The sequence below is a fragment of the Glutamicibacter nicotianae genome (assembly GCF_016907615.1).
GTDB lineage: Bacteria > Actinomycetota > Actinomycetes > Actinomycetales > Micrococcaceae > Glutamicibacter > Glutamicibacter nicotianae.
The window spans coordinates 2,674,393-2,690,123 of sequence record NZ_JAFBCH010000001.1 but is presented as its reverse complement, the minus strand read 5'-3'; the positions used below and the strand labels follow the sequence as shown (position 1 = coordinate 2,690,123).

The following is a 15,731-nucleotide window of genomic DNA, read 5'->3' as shown; positions in this document are numbered from 1 at the left end:
GCGCCAAGCTTCGTTCGCCGAGTTGGCCGGTCGGGACCAGAATTTAGAATTTGCGCAGCCAGTTCTGCAAGATGATGGTGTTGTCCTGTGCCGGGATCAGGATCCACGCCAGAATATATGCCGCAACGCCCATGACCGGAAGCAGGAACGAAAGCAGCAGCGCAATGCGCACCAAGGTGACATCCCATCCGAACTTGTCGGCAATGCCTCCTGCGACGCCGCCGGCCAAGCGGCCTGGTCCGCGGCGAAGCGGCATGGAACGAAGCGAGTTGAAGAATGCGTCCATCAGATAACTCCTAATAGTTGGAAAAGCGTGGAAACTTAGAGGTTGGGGTCCGTGGGCAGTGGTGGTTCAGCTGCGGATTTCCGGGCCTTGCCGGCCGCGGCCAGACCGGAGAAGATCATGGCAACACCGGCCAACGCGACGATGGTGATGAAGAACAACGGCATGTCGAAACTCCATTGCAGAACCAGTCGGCTGAGCGATGCCAGGGCGACAACGATCATGATCAGCCCGAAGACCAAGGTTCCGGTAGGGAATTTTCTAGCTGGAGTGGAAGAAGTATTCATGAAGCTCAGTCCTTAGAAATCCTTGTTGCTGGGGTTCAGGATGGTGGGAGTATCCACGCTGGTGGAGAAGGAGGAAAAAGCGCCGTCGACTTCAACGGTCAGCGTTGGTGCATCGCCGGGCATGGACCGTAGATCCTGAGGCAGCTCCAAGTCCATTTCGGACAGGAACGCGCCTTCAGTTTGTACCTTCACCGGAACATTCTCCGGCAGGAGCAGGTCCAGCTTGGAAAAAACGGAGTCGATCTCTACCGTAGTGGGCTTGGTAATCCTGCCCAAGTGGGTCAGGTCTACCGTGGAGCTGCTGAATGCTGCACTGTACCGGCTGTCGTCTCCGGTAGCCGAGCGAACGAACCCGCGGGTTGAATCACCGAAGGACGTTACAGAGAAGATCACCGTCAACACCAGCAGAGGAATTGCCAAGCCTAAAAGGCCTCCACTGGTGCGCCCGGAAAGGGCGGCCAGGACTATGACGAGCCCAACCAGCAGCAGTCCGCAAGCCAAGGCCACCGTCCAGCCCGAACCAGGCAAAGCAACGATATCCAAGTAATCGGCCAGCATGACCACAGCGATCACCAGCACGGTGAGGCCGAAGACGGTCGTTCCGAGCCATCCCGGAATCGGGTGGCTGACCGGCTTGCGATTCACCTTGGAACTGTAGGCCTTGGTGTATGCAAGATCTGGTGAGTAGCTAGTCTCGTGCTGGCGTGTGGGGCCAGAATCAGCTGAACTCATGGGGTACTCCTTAGTTGGCGCATCTGGATTACCGGCCGCAAACCGGTTCGCCGCGCTTGCATTGAAACTCTGGGGGCCATCTTCACGCCATGGATGCTCCAACGCCGTCGTCTTGCCGGCAGGCTTGGGCGAGGCGACAGGACTGGTACCGGTTGGCGCCGTCTTTCGTGCCCCGTCCGGACGTGCAAATCTGGTGTTTTTCCTGCTGAAGATGATGAATGCGATGGCCGCGACAATCGCCACGGGCCACAAGATCGGTGCCAGAGAATCCAGGAACCAGGGAGCCGGGAAGATGCCCACCGCCAAGATGATGACTGCGCCGGTCATGCCGCTGGTCCAGTTGCGATTCACTGCACTTTCCAAATGGATCTTTCCAGCGGCATCTGGCAGCAACGCCCAAGCCAGACCATAGAGCACCATGCCCAAGCCGCCGAGGACACCGAGCACCACGAAGATGCCGCGGATCAGGACCACATCGACCTTGAAATAATCGGCCAGGCCAGTTGCGACGCCACCGAGCCACTGAGAGTCCTGGCGGATGACCGGTGATTTGCGCAGCTGTTCGTAGATGCCACGACGACGTTGAGACCCTTCGTTATTCATAGTTCAATATTCTCGCTTTGCCGGGGTCCCGCGCTATGAGGGGATACCCTGAACTTCCCCTAGGGGTGCCCCCTAGATCCGGTGATCAACCGCGAAGAAACGCCAAGAACGTGCTTGACTTAGAACTATGGAAAGTCCTGAACGACCTTTGATGGTTCGCAGCGAAAACCGGCTCATCGCTGGTATCTGCGGCGGCCTCGCGGAGCATCTGAATCTGCCGCTGAATTACGTCCGGCTGGGGTTTCTGGGACTATCCGTATTGGGCGGCGTCGGCATACTGCTCTATGCCTGGCTCTGGGTATTCGTCCCGAGCGCCGAAGAAGCGCACGCGGATGAGCTCCGCTCCTGGGGCACCAGGTCACGCAGCCTTGCTGAAGAGATGAACCGAGTGCAGCAAGGCATTTTCCGTCCACGCGAAGGGTGGGAAAGGAACTCCACCTGGCGTGACACGTTAATAGGTGCGAGCTTGCTGGCGCTCGCCGTCCTGGCCTTCGGACAATGGACCGGCTGGAATATCCGCTGGGATTTGATCTGGCCTTCCTTGTCCATTATTGCCGGCATTGTGCTGGCCTGGATCCAATTCGACGAAGGGATCACCGAAGGCAAGAAACGCCTGGCCCTGCCATTGTTGCTGCGCTTGGCTTTTGGACTGGTCTTGGTCATCGGCGGGCTGCTGGCCTTGCTGGGAAACGTTGTCGGAGCCGCGGACCTGCTCGGCGGCCTGTGGGCGGCTTTGGCGATAATTGTCGGCGCGACCGTTGTCTTGCTTCCTTGGGGCACGCGGCTATGGCGGGACTTCATCGCTGAACGAAGCTCGCGCCAGGCGGCGGCCCAACGTGCAGAGTTCGCCGCTCACCTGCATGATTCGGTATTGCAAACCTTGGCGGTGATTCAAAAACGCAGCGAAGACCCAGCTGCGGTGAGGGCCTTGGCACGTGTCCAGGAACGTGAACTGCGCCAATGGCTGTATGGCAATCAGGACCTAGATGACGAAGATGTCATCGTTGAGATCCAGCACGAGGCAAGCCACATTGAACAGCTGCTTTTGCGCGATGTTGAAGTCGTTGCGGTCGGAAATGCGCAGGGCTTTGCCGGACAGCAGGCACTGGTGGCCGCTAGCCGCGAGGCGATGATGAACGCGGCCAAGCATGCTGATGGCAAGATTTCTGTTTTCATCGAATGCTCGTCTGCCCAAGTAGAAGTGTATGTGCGCGACCGTGGCACGGGTTTTGATATCGATGGAATACCTGCGGATCGTCACGGTGTCAGGGAATCAATTATTGGCCGCATGGAACGCGCAGGCGGTACGGCGCAGATCCGCAGCGGCGCATCCGGAACTGAAGTGCAGTTGAGCATGCCACTGGACATGGAGGAAGAATAGGAATATGAGCGCAGAAAACGCCTCCGGGCTTTACCGAGTGGTGCTGGTGGATGACCATGCCATCTTCTGCTCGGGATTACGTGCCGATTTAGCCAGGGATATCGAGATTGTCGGCGAAGCCGGCACCGTGGAAGAAGCCATTGAGGTGATCAACGCGCAGCAGCCGGATGTGGTGCTCTTGGATGTGCATCTGCCCGGCGGCCGTGGCGGCGGCGGCGCCGAAGTGCTCAAGGGCTGCACCGGGCTGCTGGGGTCAACGCGCTTTCTGGCATTGAGCGTTTCCGACGCGGCGCAGGACGTCGTGACGGTTATTCGTTCCGGTGCCCGCGGCTACGTCACCAAGAGCATTTCCGGGGCAGAGATTTCCGATGCGGTGCGGCGCGTGGCCGGGGGAGATGCCGTGTTCTCGCCGCGCTTGGCCGGGTTCGTCTTGGATGCCTTCGGCAGCAACGCACCGGTGGCGGAAATTGATGAAGAACTGGATCTGCTGTCCGACCGCGAATTGCAGGTAATGCGGCTGATTGCCCGCGGATACAGCTACAAGGAAGTCGCCAAGGAGCTGTTCATCTCGGTGAAGACCGTAGAGTCCCATGTCTCGAATGTGCTGCGCAAACTGCAGCTATCAAACCGGCATGAGCTCACCCGTTGGGCTGTGGACCGCAAGATATTCTGAGCAGCACTGGGGAAAACAATGAAGCCGGGAAATCCATGATCGTGGTGGATTCCCCGGCTTCTTGCGTGGTGACTTTTGCTTACTTGGCTTCGTCCAGCAACTTGGCCATCCGTGCAACGCCTTCTTCAAGGTCTGCATCACCGAGCGCATAGGACATGCGGATGTATCCGGACGGGCCGAACGCTTCACCTGGAACGACGGCAACTTCTGCGTGCTCCAGGATGAAGGCAGCCAGTTCTGCACTGGTGTTGTTCACGACTCCCCGGATCTCGCGACCCAGCAGTCCGCGCACGTCCGAGTAGGCGTAGAACGCGCCCTCCGGGGTTGGGCAGTGCAGTCCGTCAATTGCGTTCAGCGACTCGACGATGGCCAGCCGGCGACGGTTGAAGGCGACCTTCATTTCGTTGACTGCATCCAGTGGCCCGGCAACGGCTGCCAAGGCGGCGCGCTGCGAGACGTTGGAAACATTCGAGGTCGCGTGGGACTGCAGGTTAGTGGCGGCCTTGATGACATCCAGTGGACCTGCCATCCAACCCACGCGCCAGCCGGTCATGGCATAGGTCTTTGCGACGCCGTTGAGGATGACAACTCGGTCTTCGAGCTCTGGAACCAAGGTCGCGATGGAGCTGAAAGAGGCATCGCCGTAGGTCAAGTGCTCGTAGATTTCATCGGTAACGACCCACAGGCCCTTGGATGCGGCCCACTGGCCGATCTCGCGGACCTGCTCTGGGGTGTACACCGCACCGGTCGGGTTTGACGGGGAAACGAACAGCAGCACCTTGGTGCGTTCGGTCAGCACGGACTCGAGCTGTTCGACGGTCACCTTGTAGCCCTGCTCTGGACCGGCGAAGATCGATACAGCCTTGCCTCCGGCAAGCTGGATGGCTTCAGGGTAGGTGGTCCAGTAGGGCGCTGGAACGATGACCTCGTCGCCTGGATCAAGCAGCGTAGCAAACGTGTTGTACACCGCCTGCTTGCCGCCGTTGGTGACCAGGACCTGGTTGGCGTTCAATGCGTAGCCCGAATCGCGCATGGTCTTCGTGGCGATTGCTTCACGCAGCTCGGGAAGACCGGCAGCAGGGGAGTACCGGTGGTTCTTCGGATCCTGGGCGGCTTTGACCGCTGCTTCAACAATATAGTCAGGGGTTGGGAAGTCAGGTTCACCGGCACCGAAACCGATGACTGGTCGACCTGCTGCTTTAAGAGCCTTCGCCTTGGCATCTACTGCGAGAGTCGCGGATTCGGAAATTGCGCCGATGCGGCGAGAAATGCGAGACATTGGGGATTCGTCCTGAAATCTATGGAGACAGCTGTTACACCTCAGTTTAGTTTGCGACCTTGCACTTCAGCATCACAATCTTGAAAATGACACAATATGGTGCAGATCGGGGTCCGGGAACGCGTTCTGCGCCACACCGGAGGTTGTCAGTTCGACATTTCCGATTTCGTTGCGTAAAGTTATTTCTCGTTGCCGAGACATCGCAACGGACAAAGCAGAAAGTTTTATCCGCTAAGATGTTCTAGGTGGGAGCGGTAAAAAGCTCCGAAGGGTAGTGGCGCAATTGGTAGCGCAGCGGTCTCCAAAACCGCAGGTTGCAGGTTCGAGTCCTGTCTGCCCTGCGCAATAGCGATTTATCGCTTAGCGAATTATCTCATCACGGTGTGTTGCAGTCGAATAGACTATGGCACACCGTGATTGTTTCAACTGGCCAAATTTTTGAAACGAGGAAGAACATGACCGAATCTGCTCTCAGCTCCGGTAAGGGTGGACAGAAGTTGGGTTTCTTTGCCCGGATCTTCTTGTTTTTCCGTCAGGTAATCGCAGAACTTAAGAAGGTCGTCACCCCGACCCGCAGCGAACTGGTGAATTACTTCCTGGTTGTTGTCGGTTTCGTGGTCGTGGTGATGCTGATCGTGACGGCCCTGGACTTCGTCTTCGGACAGGGGTCGATCCTCCTGTTCACCAACAAGGTAGAACAGTAATTTTGTTGCCTCGGCGGTATGATTACCCCGAGGCAATTTAGTGTCATTCAGTCAAAGAAAGCAGGAGCTGCAGTGTCCGACAAGGAACTCGAACCGCAGATTAATGACGAGGTCGATAACGAGTTCGTTGAAGCCGCCGGCGATCAGGTAGAGCCAGCTGTTGAAGCTGGCATCGACCCAACCGAAGCACCAGCACAGGACGCTGAAGACGCTCAGGTTTCCGAAGGTGCAGCTGAAGAAGCTGAAGGCGAAGACAACGAAGCCGAAGCTGAAGACAACGTAGCAAAGCTCAAGGAAGAATTCCGCGCTAAGCTCCGTCGGCTTCCGGGTGACTGGTTTGTGATCCACACCTACGCTGGCTATGAAAACCGTGTGAAGGTCAACCTTGAGACCCGTATCCAGACCCAGGACATGGATGAGTACATCTTTGATATCCAGGTTCCGATGGAAGAGGTCGTTGAGGTCAAGAACACTCAGCGCAAGATCGTTCGCCGCGTGCGCATTCCGGGCTACGTCCTGGTTCGCATGGAACTGACCGATGCTTCTTGGGGTGTTGTTCGCCACACTCCAGGTGTTACCGGATTCGTTGGCAACGCCCACGATCCAAACCCATTGAACCTTGATGAAGTGTTCTCCATGCTGGAGCACACCATCGTTGATCCGGTAGAGCAGCCTTCGGCTTCGAAGCCAGGCCGTGCTCCAATTACTGAGGTCACGGTTGATTTCGAAGTCGGCGAATCGGTCATCGTGAACGACGGACCGTTCGAGACGATGCCGGCAACCATCTCGGAAATCAAGCTGGATGCCGCTCAGCTGGTCGTGCTGGTTTCGATCTTCGAACGCGAAACCCCAGTGACCTTGAACTTCAACCAGGTCACCAAGATCCAGTAGTATTAAGTCTTCGTGCTCCATATCGGTCGCTTATCGATGTGAGAGCACGGTTGGCTGTCGCGCCACGACAGCCAGATCCCCGTACCACGCTCCTGTGCTGCGGGAAACGCAAGAGTAGAAGGACCCGACATGGCCCCAAAGAAAAAGGTCACCGGACTCATCAAGCTGCAGATCCAGGCAGGTGCTGCTAACCCAGCTCCTCCAATCGGTCCAGCCCTTGGTCAGCACGGCGTCAACATCATGGAATTCTGCAAGGCTTACAACGCAGCGACCGAGTCGCAGCGCGGTAACGTGATTCCAGTTGAAATCACCGTATACGAAGACCGTTCGTTCACTTTCATCACCAAGACTCCGCCTGCAGCTGAGCTGATCAAGAAGGCCGCTGGCATCGCCAAGGGCTCGGGTGTCCCGCACACCAACAAGGTCGCCAACCTGACTCAGGCACAGGTTGAGGAAATCGCCAACTCCAAGATGGCTGACCTGAACGCCAACGATCTGGCTGCTGCAGCCAAGATCATCGCCGGCACCGCCCGCTCCATGGGTGTGACCGTAGAAGGCTAATTCCGCCTTCCGCTATTCACCTCGTGAACAGCAACAAAGAATTTAATCTAAGGCGTCTCGATCCGTTGATCGATTCGCCCGTGGCAGGACCGGGCGCGGTCCATATGACCACGACTGCATAAGGAGATAACGCAGATGGCAAAGCGCAGCAAAGCATACGTAGCCGCCGCGGCTAAGATCGACGCGGACAAGTTCTACGCTCCAGCCGAGGCAATCGCCCTGGCCAAGGAGATCGCAGGCGACAAGGCAAACTCGACCGTTGAGGTTGCTTTCCGCTTGGGTGTTGACCCACGCAAGGCTGACCAGATGGTTCGCGGTACCGTGAACCTTCCACACGGCACCGGCAAGACCGCCCGCGTGGTAGTTTTCGCTAACGGCGACAAGGCAGAAGCAGCTCGTGAAGCTGGCGCCGACTTCGTTGGCTCGGACGACCTGATCGAAAAGATCCAGGGCGGCTGGACCGACTTCGACGCAGCAGTTGCAACCCCTGACCTGATGGGCAAGGTTGGCCGCTTGGGTAAGGTTCTGGGTCCTCGTAACCTGATGCCAAACCCTAAGACCGGCACCGTGACCATGGACGTGGCCAAGGCTGTCACCGACATCAAGGGCGGCAAGATCGACTTCCGCGTCGACAAGCACTCGAACCTGCACTTCATCATTGGCAAGGTTTCGTTCGATGCAAAGCAGCTGACCGAGAACTACGCTGCAGCCCTGGACGAGGTTCTGCGCCTGAAGCCTTCGGCTTCGAAGGGCCGCTACATCTCGAAGGCAACCATCGCTACCACCTTCGGTCCAGGTATTCCTGTTGACGCGAACGTAACCCGCGTTGAGGCCTAAGCCTAGTAGCTAGCTAGCTAGTTTGAGGGAGCATGTCGAAATTCGGCATGCTCCCTCGACTTTTAAGCCAATAGATTCGCTCGCTGCCGGCACTCGAAGGCATGGCTGCGTTTCATGCCGGGCGGCCGCCGGTGATAAGCTTTGACTACCGAGTATTCGGTCGTCCGCGTATGGATCCCCCAAGGCCCTACGCGGGCGAGGCACGAAAGTTTCCCCAAGACTTTCATGCCGGCGGGGCTTGTTGCCAGCGTTCCCCAAGCGCGGGCAAACGAGTCCCGCCATTCTAATTTTTATCTTCCCAGTGACCAGGATCATGGGGATGCTTCCGGCATTGATTTGCTGTCGCGTCGACTGCTCCTATAAACTGGAACTACCGAAGACCGTCGGTTGAACATCTGGTTTCCATTTGTTCCTAAGGATCCGCAAGGATGACCAACGCAGGTTACATAGATTTTTTGACTTTGAATAAGTTGAAACGCCCTGTGCTCCTGCGCGGGGCTATTTTTATGGCCTCGCCGGTTTTGAAACGGTACCGAACAAATCCCCGGAAGGAGTGTTATGGCAACCCCAAGCAAGACTGCAGCGATTGAAGAGATCACTGCGGAATTCAACGATTCGTCGGCGGCTGTCTTGACCGAATACCGTGGGCTTACCGTTGCACAGCTCAAGGATCTGCGCCGCTCGCTTGGTCAGGAGACCAAGTACGCAGTCGTGAAGAACACCTTGACCGCAATCGCAGCGAAGAACGCTGGCATCGATGCTTTCGATGAGCAGCTTTCTGGTCCAACCGCAATCGCCTTCATCAAGGGCGACGCAGTTGCTGCCGCTAAGAGCCTCACGGAATTCGCCAAGACTAACGACAAGCTGGTCATCAAGACCGGTTGGTTCGAAGGCAAGGCACTGGATCAGAGCGGCATCGCTGCTCTGGCTGCGCTGGAATCCCGCGAAACTCAGCTCGCCCGCGTTGCAGCAGTGCTGCAGGCTCCAGCTTCCGCTGCTGCCCGCGCTGTCGAAGCTCTGCGTGCAAAGCTCGAAGAGAACGGTGGCGAAGCTGCCGAGGAAGCTCCGGCAGAAGCCTAAGCTTTCGAGTTCTCTCGCAACGTAAACCCAAATTCATCGGCCCTCAAGGCCAAAAACCGAAAGGACGCCCATCATGGCGAAGCTCAGCAACGAAGAGCTGCTTTCCGCATTCAAGGAAATGACCATCATCGAACTGTCCGAGTTCGTTAAGGAATTCGAAGAGACCTTCGACGTAACCGCTGCTGCTGTTGCAGTTGCTGGTCCAGCTGGCGGCGGCGAAGCTGCTGCTGAAGAGAAGACCGAATTCGACGTAATCCTCGAATCGGCTGGCGACAAGAAGATCGCAGTCATCAAGGAAGTTCGCGGCATCACCTCCCTGGGTCTGAAGGAAGCTAAGGAGCTCGTTGACGGCGCTCCAAAGGCTCTGCTGGAAGGCGTTGCCAAGGACGCAGCCGAGAAGGCTAAGGAAGCTCTGGAAGCTGCCGGCGCAACCGTCACCGTTAAGTAAGTTCAGCGGTCACTCGCAACTTATTGCCAAAGGTCCACAGACGAAAGTCCGTGGGCCTTTGGCCGTTAAGCTGGGAAATTGATACCAATAGTTTTATAACGTTTCTATTAACAGGGTTCATTCAAGTTCATTGTTTACAGTGAAAATGTGCCAAAAACCGTAGCTACCCAGACCCAGAAGCCAGCACCGCGCCTAGGGCTCCTAGACGCCCTGAGAATCACTGCTGCGCTGATTGTCGTGCTCTACCACTACACCGCATGGGGACACGATCATTGGGGAACGCAAGCTGCCGAGTTCTGGCCGGTGCTCTCCGAATTCACCCGCTATGGACAGCTGGGCGTCCAGCTGTTCTTCCTGATATCGGGCTTCGTGATCCTGATGTCCCTCCAGGGGAAGAACGTCATTGGCTTCATCGGATCGCGCGTCGGAAGGCTCTACCCGGCGTACTGGCTCGCGGTGATCGCAGCGGCAGTACTCTCTCTTCGCATCTGGCCCTCCGGTAATGAAGGCAGGTCTGCCAGCGATATTCTTCCCAACCTGTCCATGATGCAGGCTGGATTCGGCATCACCGATATGGACGGTGTCTACTGGACACTGTGGGTCGAGTTGCGTTTCTACGTGCTGCTCGCCGCGCTCTTGTCCTTGGGCTTCGTGAAGAACAAGCACGTCCTTGTGCTTTCGGCTGTTTGGCCAGCATTGGGCCTGTACCTGCATTTCACCAACCTGGACAAGCTGCAGGAATGGATCGCAGGACAGTACGCGGCATTGTTCGCCGCCGGCATGGTGCTCTTCTTGATCTATCAAAGCGGCCATAGCCTTCTGCGGTGGTCCATGGTCGCTGCCAATACGGCCATCGCAGCATTCTTTACCGGCATCAAGGGGCGCAGCGACGCAGACTTGCTCTCCGGCCTGGATATCCCCGCTTGGCATTTCCAGCTGCTGACCGTACTGTGCGTAGCCCTGTTGGCAGCATGCACCTTGACCCCGCTCAAGAACGTCCAGGGCAAGTGGCTCTCGGTGGCAGGTTCCCTGACCTACCCGTTGTACCTGGTGCACCAGTTGTGGGGATGGTGGCTGATCAACCAGCTGCACGATGCAGTGAACAAGTACGTCCTGCTAGCCGGTGTGATGGTGCTGATGCTGGTCGTCGCCTACCTGGTGGCGCGCTTCGTCGAGCAGCCATTGGGACTGCCACTGCGCAATGCAACGATCAGGGGATTGACTGCGGCGCAGGCCTGGACCAAGAAATTATTTGCCAGGCCTGGACTGGTTATTCCGGAGTCGAAATATCAGCAATCGTGGCATCAAATCCGCTAACCAAATCCTTGGCGCGAACGAGAAGCCCATGAGCGCGGTCGCCGCTGCCCAATCCGATCTGTTCTGGAGCAGGCTCTTCGAAGACGCTGGCATCGACGTATACCGGCAGTACCGTGTGGGAGCCGAAAGGAGTGATCGTTCCGCTCTCGTAGTGCGTGACATCCCAAGCGATATCGGAGGATGGCAGCGAGAGCTTGTTGACTCCCATGACGCCACGAAGCTTCGCCCAATCAAGTTTCCGTCCACCGGGAATGAGCGCGAAGACGAAGGTGCCATCCGCGCGTTTGATCACGAGTGTCTTGAGCAGTGCCGAGGTCGAGATACCCATGGCGTCCGCTGCCTCTTCCAGCGAACGGACCTTGTCGCGAGGGACAATCTCAATCGGGACGTTCCTGCGCGAGGCGTCGAGGGTGACTCGGGTCAGTGCTTCATCTGATTGCAGCTTATTCACTTCGTCTCCTAACCGTGGATGTTTGCTCGATCATAGCTAGTGGCCATGGAAGAAGCCACCGGACACACGACGGCGTGGACGCTTCTTACCTGCTCGGGAAAAAGCGGTACAACGTTCCCGGATGACCAGGTAAGGTTCGCAGCGAAGCTTACCGGGACGCTGGAATCCCGGATTTTGATGGTTTTGGAACTCTTCGAACTTGGATGTGACAAAACGCATAGCGATGCCGGATGTCCGGAATATGAACCATGCTTTCAACGCATCCAGAGCCTCTGCTTTTCTGGGCAACCCGCGCAAACTCGCGCATCAGTTGGGAAAATGCGTGAGGTTCTCGTGGAACGATCACGCCAGAATTCGTGACGGAGCTGAGCCGAGGCGACGAAATGGGGGACTGGGCGAAAGCGGGGGCGAAAACTATAGCACGAATTTCTGCACCGAGTATCGACAACCGGATTTTCCTCCGGTAGAGTGGAAATTTGCGCCTTGCTGTTTGCGCGCGCGGCCTTCATATAGCGGTGGGTTCGTGCGGACGAAAAAGAGGAACTGCCCTACGGCAGGAACCTTAGCACGGTAAGCGTTCGGAAACCTGACGGTCTTTGGAAGGATCCATCTTGGTCGCCTCGAGCAACCCTAACAACCAAACCGCTAGTTCGGCTCGCGATGCTGCATACGCTGGCCGACTTTCTTTTGCAAAGATTCACGAACCCCTTGAAGTGCCTAACCTGCTGGCATTGCAGACCGAGAGCTTTGACCGCCTCGTCGGCAACCAGAACTGGGTAGAGCGCCTGGCCAAGGCAGAAGCCGCTGGCGACTTCAGCGTGCCCAACACCTCGGGCCTGGCAGAAATCTTCGAGGAAATCTCCCCGATCGAGGACTTCCAGGACACCATGTCCTTGAGCTTCTCGGATCCGGAGTTCGCTGATCCGAAGTACTCGATCGCAGAGTGCAAGGACCGCGACGCCACCTACGCGGCACCGCTGTATGTCAAGGCCGAATTCATGAACAATGAAACCGGCGAAATCAAGCAGCAGACCGTGTTCATGGGCGATTTCCCGCTGATGACGGAAAAGGGCACCTTCATCATCAACGGCACCGAGCGTGTCGTTGTCTCCCAGCTGGTTCGTTCCCCGGGCGCATACTTCGAGTCCGCGCCGGACAAGACCAGTGACAAGACGATTTTCTCGGCACGCATCATCCCATCGCGCGGTGCATGGTTCGAGCTGGAAATCGACAAGCGCGACCAGATCGGTGTCCGCCTTGACCGCAAGCGCAAGCAGTCGGTCACCGTCTTGCTCAAGGCCCTGGGCTGGAGCGAAGAGCAGATCCTGTCCGAGTTCGGCCAGTACGATTCGATGCGCGCTACCTTGGAAAAGGACAGCATCAAGGATCAGAACGAAGCCCTGCTGGACATCTACCGCAAGCTGCGTCCAGGCGAGCCTCCTACGGTTGAGGCTGCCGAGGCACTGCTGAAGAACTTGTACTTCGAGCCAAAGCGCTACGACCTGGCAAAGGTCGGCCGCTACAAGCTCAACCGCAAGCTGGGCGTGGAGACTCCGGTCAACGCCGAAAACGCTTCGGTGCTGTCGCTGGACGACCTGGTGGCCATGATCCGCTACCTCGTTGCACTGCACGCAGGCGAGCAGACTGTCCAGGGCACCCGCAAGGGCGAGATCGTCGACATTCCGGTGAACGTCGATGATATCGACCACTTCGGCAACCGCCGCATTCGCGCCGTGGGCGAACTGATCGAGAACCAGGTCCGCACCGGCCTGTCCCGCATGGAGCGTGTTGTGCGCGAGCGCATGACCACCCAGGACGTCGAGGCGATCACCCCGCAGACCCTGATCAACATCCGCCCTGTGGTGGCAGCGATCAAGGAGTTCTTCGGTACTTCGCAGCTCTCGCAGTTCATGGACCAGAACAACCCGCTGGCCGGACTGACCCACAAGCGCCGCCTGTCGGCTCTGGGCCCAGGCGGCCTGTCCCGCGACCGCGCAGGCATGGAAGTCCGAGACGTGCACCCTTCGCACTACGGACGCATGTGCCCGATTGAAACTCCCGAAGGCCCGAACATCGGCCTGATCGGTTCGTTGGCTACCTACGGCCGCATCAACGCCTTCGGCTTCATCGAGACCCCGTACCGCAAGGTCGCCAACGGCCTGGTGTCCAACGAGGTCGAGTACCTGACTGCCGACGACGAGCTGCAGCACTACATCGCGCAGGCGAACGCGCCGCTGGATGAGAACGGCCGCTTCGTCGAAGACACCGTGCTGGTCCGCGAAAAGGGCGGTGGCGGCGAGCCTGTCATCGTCGACGCCGATGAAGTGACCTTCATGGACGTTTCCCCTCGCCAGATGGTGTCGGTTGCTACCGCGCTGATTCCATTCCTCGAGCACGACGACGCCAACCGCGCACTGATGGGCGCCAACATGCAGCGCCAGGCTGTGCCGCTGCTGAAGTCTGAGCGCCCGCTGGTGGGTACCGGCATGGAGAAATTCGCCGCGGTTGACGCCGGCGACTCCGTCGTCGCGTCCAAGCCAGGCGTGGTCACCGAGGTTTCGGCCGACCTGGTTGTCGTCATGAACGACGACGGCACCGAGTCGATGTACCCGATCATGAAGTTCGCCCGCTCCAACCAGGGCAACGCCTACAACCAGCGCGTGCGCGTTTCGGAAGGCGACCGCCTGGAGTACCAGTCGATCATCGCCGACGGTCCTTCGACCGACTCCGGCGAGCTCTCGCTGGGCAAGAACCTGCTCGTGGCATTCATGTCCTGGGAAGGCTACAACTACGAGGATGCGATCATCCTCTCCCAGCGCATGATCTTCGACGACGTGCTCACCTCGATCCACATCGAAGAGCACGAGGTCGACGCCCGCGACACCAAGCTGGGTGCCGAGGAAATCACCCGCGACATCCCGAATGTCTCGGAAGACATCCTCTCCCAGCTCGATGACCGCGGCATCGTCTACATCGGTGCAGAGGTCGAGGCCGGCGACGTGCTTGTAGGCCGTGTCACCCCTAAGGGCGAGACCGAGCTGACCCCGGAAGAGCGCCTGCTGCGTGCCATCTTCGGCGAGAAGTCCCGCGAAGTGCGCGACACCTCCCTGAAGGTTCCGCACGGCGAGTCCGGCACCGTGATCGGCGTGCGCATCTTCGACCGCGACAACGACGACGACCTCTCGCCTGGTGTCAACCAGCTGGTCCGCGTCTACGTTGCGCAGAAGCGCAAGATCTCCATTGGCGACAAGCTTGCAGGACGCCACGGCAACAAGGGCGTCATCTCGCGCATCATGCCGCTGGAGGACATGCCATTCCTCGAAGACGGCACCCCGCTGGATGTCATCCTGAACCCGCTGGGCGTGCCAGGCCGCATGAACGTCGGACAGGTCATGGAAATCCACCTGGGCTGGGCCGCAAAGCAGGGCTGGAAGATCGAGGGCGAGCCTGAGTGGGTCAAGAACCTGCCGAACCTGCCTCGCGAGACCGGTTCCACCACCGTGGCAACCCCGGTCTTCGACGGCGCTTCGGAAGAGGAAATCCGCGGCATCCTGGATTCGACCAACAAGACCCGTGACGGCGTGCGCCTGATTGGCAACTCCGGCAAGGCGAAGCTGTTCGACGGCCGCTCCGGCGACCCGCTGCCTGATCCGGTATCCGTGGGCTACATGTACATCTTGAAGCTGCACCACTTGGTGGACGACAAGATCCACGCCCGTTCCACCGGTCCATACTCCATGATCACCCAGCAGCCGCTGGGCGGTAAGGCCCAGTTCGGCGGCCAGCGCTTCGGCGAAATGGAAGTTTGGGCACTGGAGGCATACGGTGCCGCTTACACGCTGCAGGAAATCCTGACCATCAAGTCGGATGATATCCACGGCCGCGTGAAGGTCTACGAAGCTATCGTCAAGGGCGAGAACGTTCCAGAGCCTGGTGTTCCAGAATCGTTCAAGGTGCTCATCAAGGAAATGCAGTCGCTGTGCTTGAACGTCGAGGTACTCGGTACCGACGGCAACACTATCGAAATGCGTGAGTCGGACGAGGAATCGTTCCGCGCCGCTGAAGAGCTGGGCATCGACCTTTCACGGTCGGAGCCGAACTCCGTAGAGGAAGTGTAATCTGGCGCCCTGCCTGCAGGACCTGCAGGCAGCGGCGGCACATTCCCAACCTCATTCGTATCGACTTCAGACACCACAGAAGAGAG

General features: G+C 58.2%; 15 protein-coding genes and 1 tRNA gene. 11 read left to right on the top strand and 5 right to left on the bottom strand.

Features of this window, described 5'->3' with window-relative positions:
* Nucleotides 1–43: 43 nt before the first annotated feature.
* Genes JOE62_RS12830 through JOE62_RS12820 form a run of 3 tightly spaced genes read right to left on the bottom strand, consistent with a single transcriptional unit; the run spans nt 44 to nt 1,905 of the window.
* A complete protein-coding gene (locus tag JOE62_RS12830) occupies nt 44–286 on the bottom strand; it encodes a PspC domain-containing protein (RefSeq protein ID WP_105656871.1) in 243 nt (80 codons plus the stop codon).
* 35 nt (nt 287–321) lie between these two features.
* Complete coding sequence (locus tag JOE62_RS12825) at nt 322–570, bottom strand: hypothetical protein (protein ID WP_204722639.1); 249 nt, start codon at nt 568–570, stop codon at nt 322–324.
* Between the two features lie 12 nt (nt 571–582).
* On the bottom strand, nt 583–1,905 hold the full coding sequence (locus tag JOE62_RS12820) for a PspC domain-containing protein (RefSeq protein ID WP_204722638.1): 1,323 nt from the start codon (nt 1,903–1,905) through the stop codon (nt 583–585).
* Nucleotides 1,906–2,032: 127 nt separating this feature from the next.
* On the opposite strand from JOE62_RS12820, the gene JOE62_RS12815 reads away from it, so the two are divergent.
* Entirely contained in the window at nt 2,033–3,286 is a 1,254-nt protein-coding gene (locus JOE62_RS12815; protein ID WP_204722637.1) for an ATP-binding protein, read from the top strand.
* A 4-nt stretch (nt 3,287–3,290) separates the two neighbouring features.
* Nucleotides 3,291–3,959, top strand: a complete 669-nt coding sequence (locus tag JOE62_RS12810) for a LuxR C-terminal-related transcriptional regulator (RefSeq protein WP_204722636.1) — start codon at nt 3,291–3,293, stop codon at nt 3,957–3,959.
* Between the two features lie 79 nt (nt 3,960–4,038).
* On the opposite strand, the gene JOE62_RS12805 is transcribed toward JOE62_RS12810, so the two are convergent.
* Nucleotides 4,039–5,238, bottom strand: coding sequence for a pyridoxal phosphate-dependent aminotransferase (locus tag JOE62_RS12805; RefSeq protein ID WP_204722635.1), 1,200 nt, complete (start codon nt 5,236–5,238; stop codon nt 4,039–4,041).
* 268 nt (nt 5,239–5,506) lie between these two features.
* Here JOE62_RS12805 and JOE62_RS12800 point away from each other — a divergent pair.
* The 8 genes from JOE62_RS12800 (at nt 5,507) to JOE62_RS12765 (ending at nt 11,076) form a co-directional block, all read left to right on the top strand.
* A tRNA-Trp gene (locus tag JOE62_RS12800) sits at nt 5,507–5,579 on the top strand.
* Nucleotides 5,580–5,693: 114 nt separating this feature from the next.
* Nucleotides 5,694–5,942, top strand: coding sequence for a preprotein translocase subunit SecE (secE, locus tag JOE62_RS12795; RefSeq protein ID WP_038992215.1), 249 nt, complete (start codon nt 5,694–5,696; stop codon nt 5,940–5,942).
* Nucleotides 5,943–6,014: 72 nt separating this feature from the next.
* Nucleotides 6,015–6,833: a transcription termination/antitermination protein NusG gene (nusG, locus tag JOE62_RS12790; protein ID WP_204722634.1), complete on the top strand. Its 819-nt coding sequence runs from the start codon at nt 6,015–6,017 to the stop codon at nt 6,831–6,833.
* Between the two features lie 129 nt (nt 6,834–6,962).
* Nucleotides 6,963–7,394 (top strand): 50S ribosomal protein L11, encoded by a 432-nt coding sequence (rplK, locus tag JOE62_RS12785; RefSeq protein WP_066140756.1) that lies wholly within the window; start codon nt 6,963–6,965, stop codon nt 7,392–7,394.
* A 135-nt stretch (nt 7,395–7,529) separates the two neighbouring features.
* On the top strand, nt 7,530–8,231 hold the full coding sequence (gene rplA, locus JOE62_RS12780) for a 50S ribosomal protein L1 (protein ID WP_038992212.1): 702 nt from the start codon (nt 7,530–7,532) through the stop codon (nt 8,229–8,231).
* A 558-nt stretch (nt 8,232–8,789) separates the two neighbouring features.
* Nucleotides 8,790–9,311, top strand: coding sequence for a 50S ribosomal protein L10 (gene rplJ / locus JOE62_RS12775; protein ID WP_038992211.1), 522 nt, complete (start codon nt 8,790–8,792; stop codon nt 9,309–9,311).
* A 73-nt stretch (nt 9,312–9,384) separates the two neighbouring features.
* Nucleotides 9,385–9,759, top strand: a complete 375-nt coding sequence (gene rplL, locus JOE62_RS12770) for a 50S ribosomal protein L7/L12 (RefSeq protein WP_066140753.1) — start codon at nt 9,385–9,387, stop codon at nt 9,757–9,759.
* A 147-nt stretch (nt 9,760–9,906) separates the two neighbouring features.
* On the top strand, nt 9,907–11,076 hold the full coding sequence (locus tag JOE62_RS12765; protein WP_204722633.1) for an acyltransferase family protein: 1,170 nt from the start codon (nt 9,907–9,909) through the stop codon (nt 11,074–11,076).
* Here JOE62_RS12765 and JOE62_RS12760 read toward each other — a convergent pair.
* Nucleotides 11,030–11,527, bottom strand: a complete 498-nt coding sequence (locus tag JOE62_RS12760) for an aminoacyl-tRNA deacylase (RefSeq protein WP_204722632.1) — start codon at nt 11,525–11,527, stop codon at nt 11,030–11,032. The genes JOE62_RS12765 and JOE62_RS12760 overlap by 47 nt on opposite strands.
* A gap of 611 nt (nt 11,528–12,138) precedes the next feature.
* Here JOE62_RS12760 and rpoB point away from each other — a divergent pair.
* Entirely contained in the window at nt 12,139–15,645 is a 3,507-nt protein-coding gene (rpoB, locus tag JOE62_RS12755) for a DNA-directed RNA polymerase subunit beta (protein WP_204722631.1), read from the top strand.
* Nucleotides 15,646–15,731 lie beyond the last annotated feature (86 nt).

Excerpts from the sequence above, each read along its gene's own strand:
- JOE62_RS12830 (WP_105656871.1), bottom strand. The coding sequence starts at position 286 with ATGGACGCATTCTTCAACTCGCTTCGTTCCATGCCGCTTCGCCGCGGA.
- JOE62_RS12825 (WP_204722639.1), bottom strand. The coding sequence starts at position 570 with ATGAATACTTCTTCCACTCCAGCTAGAAAATTCCCTACCGGAACCTTG.
- JOE62_RS12820 (WP_204722638.1), bottom strand. The coding sequence starts at position 1,905 with ATGAATAACGAAGGGTCTCAACGTCGTCGTGGCATCTACGAACAGCTG.
- JOE62_RS12815 (WP_204722637.1), top strand. The coding sequence starts at position 2,033 with ATGGAAAGTCCTGAACGACCTTTGATGGTTCGCAGCGAAAACCGGCTC.
- JOE62_RS12810 (WP_204722636.1), top strand. The coding sequence starts at position 3,291 with ATGAGCGCAGAAAACGCCTCCGGGCTTTACCGAGTGGTGCTGGTGGAT.
- JOE62_RS12805 (WP_204722635.1), bottom strand. The coding sequence starts at position 5,238 with ATGTCTCGCATTTCTCGCCGCATCGGCGCAATTTCCGAATCCGCGACT.
- secE (WP_038992215.1), top strand. The coding sequence starts at position 5,694 with ATGACCGAATCTGCTCTCAGCTCCGGTAAGGGTGGACAGAAGTTGGGT.
- rplK (WP_066140756.1), top strand. The coding sequence starts at position 6,963 with ATGGCCCCAAAGAAAAAGGTCACCGGACTCATCAAGCTGCAGATCCAG.
- rplA (WP_038992212.1), top strand. The coding sequence starts at position 7,530 with ATGGCAAAGCGCAGCAAAGCATACGTAGCCGCCGCGGCTAAGATCGAC.
- rplJ (WP_038992211.1), top strand. The coding sequence starts at position 8,790 with ATGGCAACCCCAAGCAAGACTGCAGCGATTGAAGAGATCACTGCGGAA.
- rplL (WP_066140753.1), top strand. The coding sequence starts at position 9,385 with ATGGCGAAGCTCAGCAACGAAGAGCTGCTTTCCGCATTCAAGGAAATG.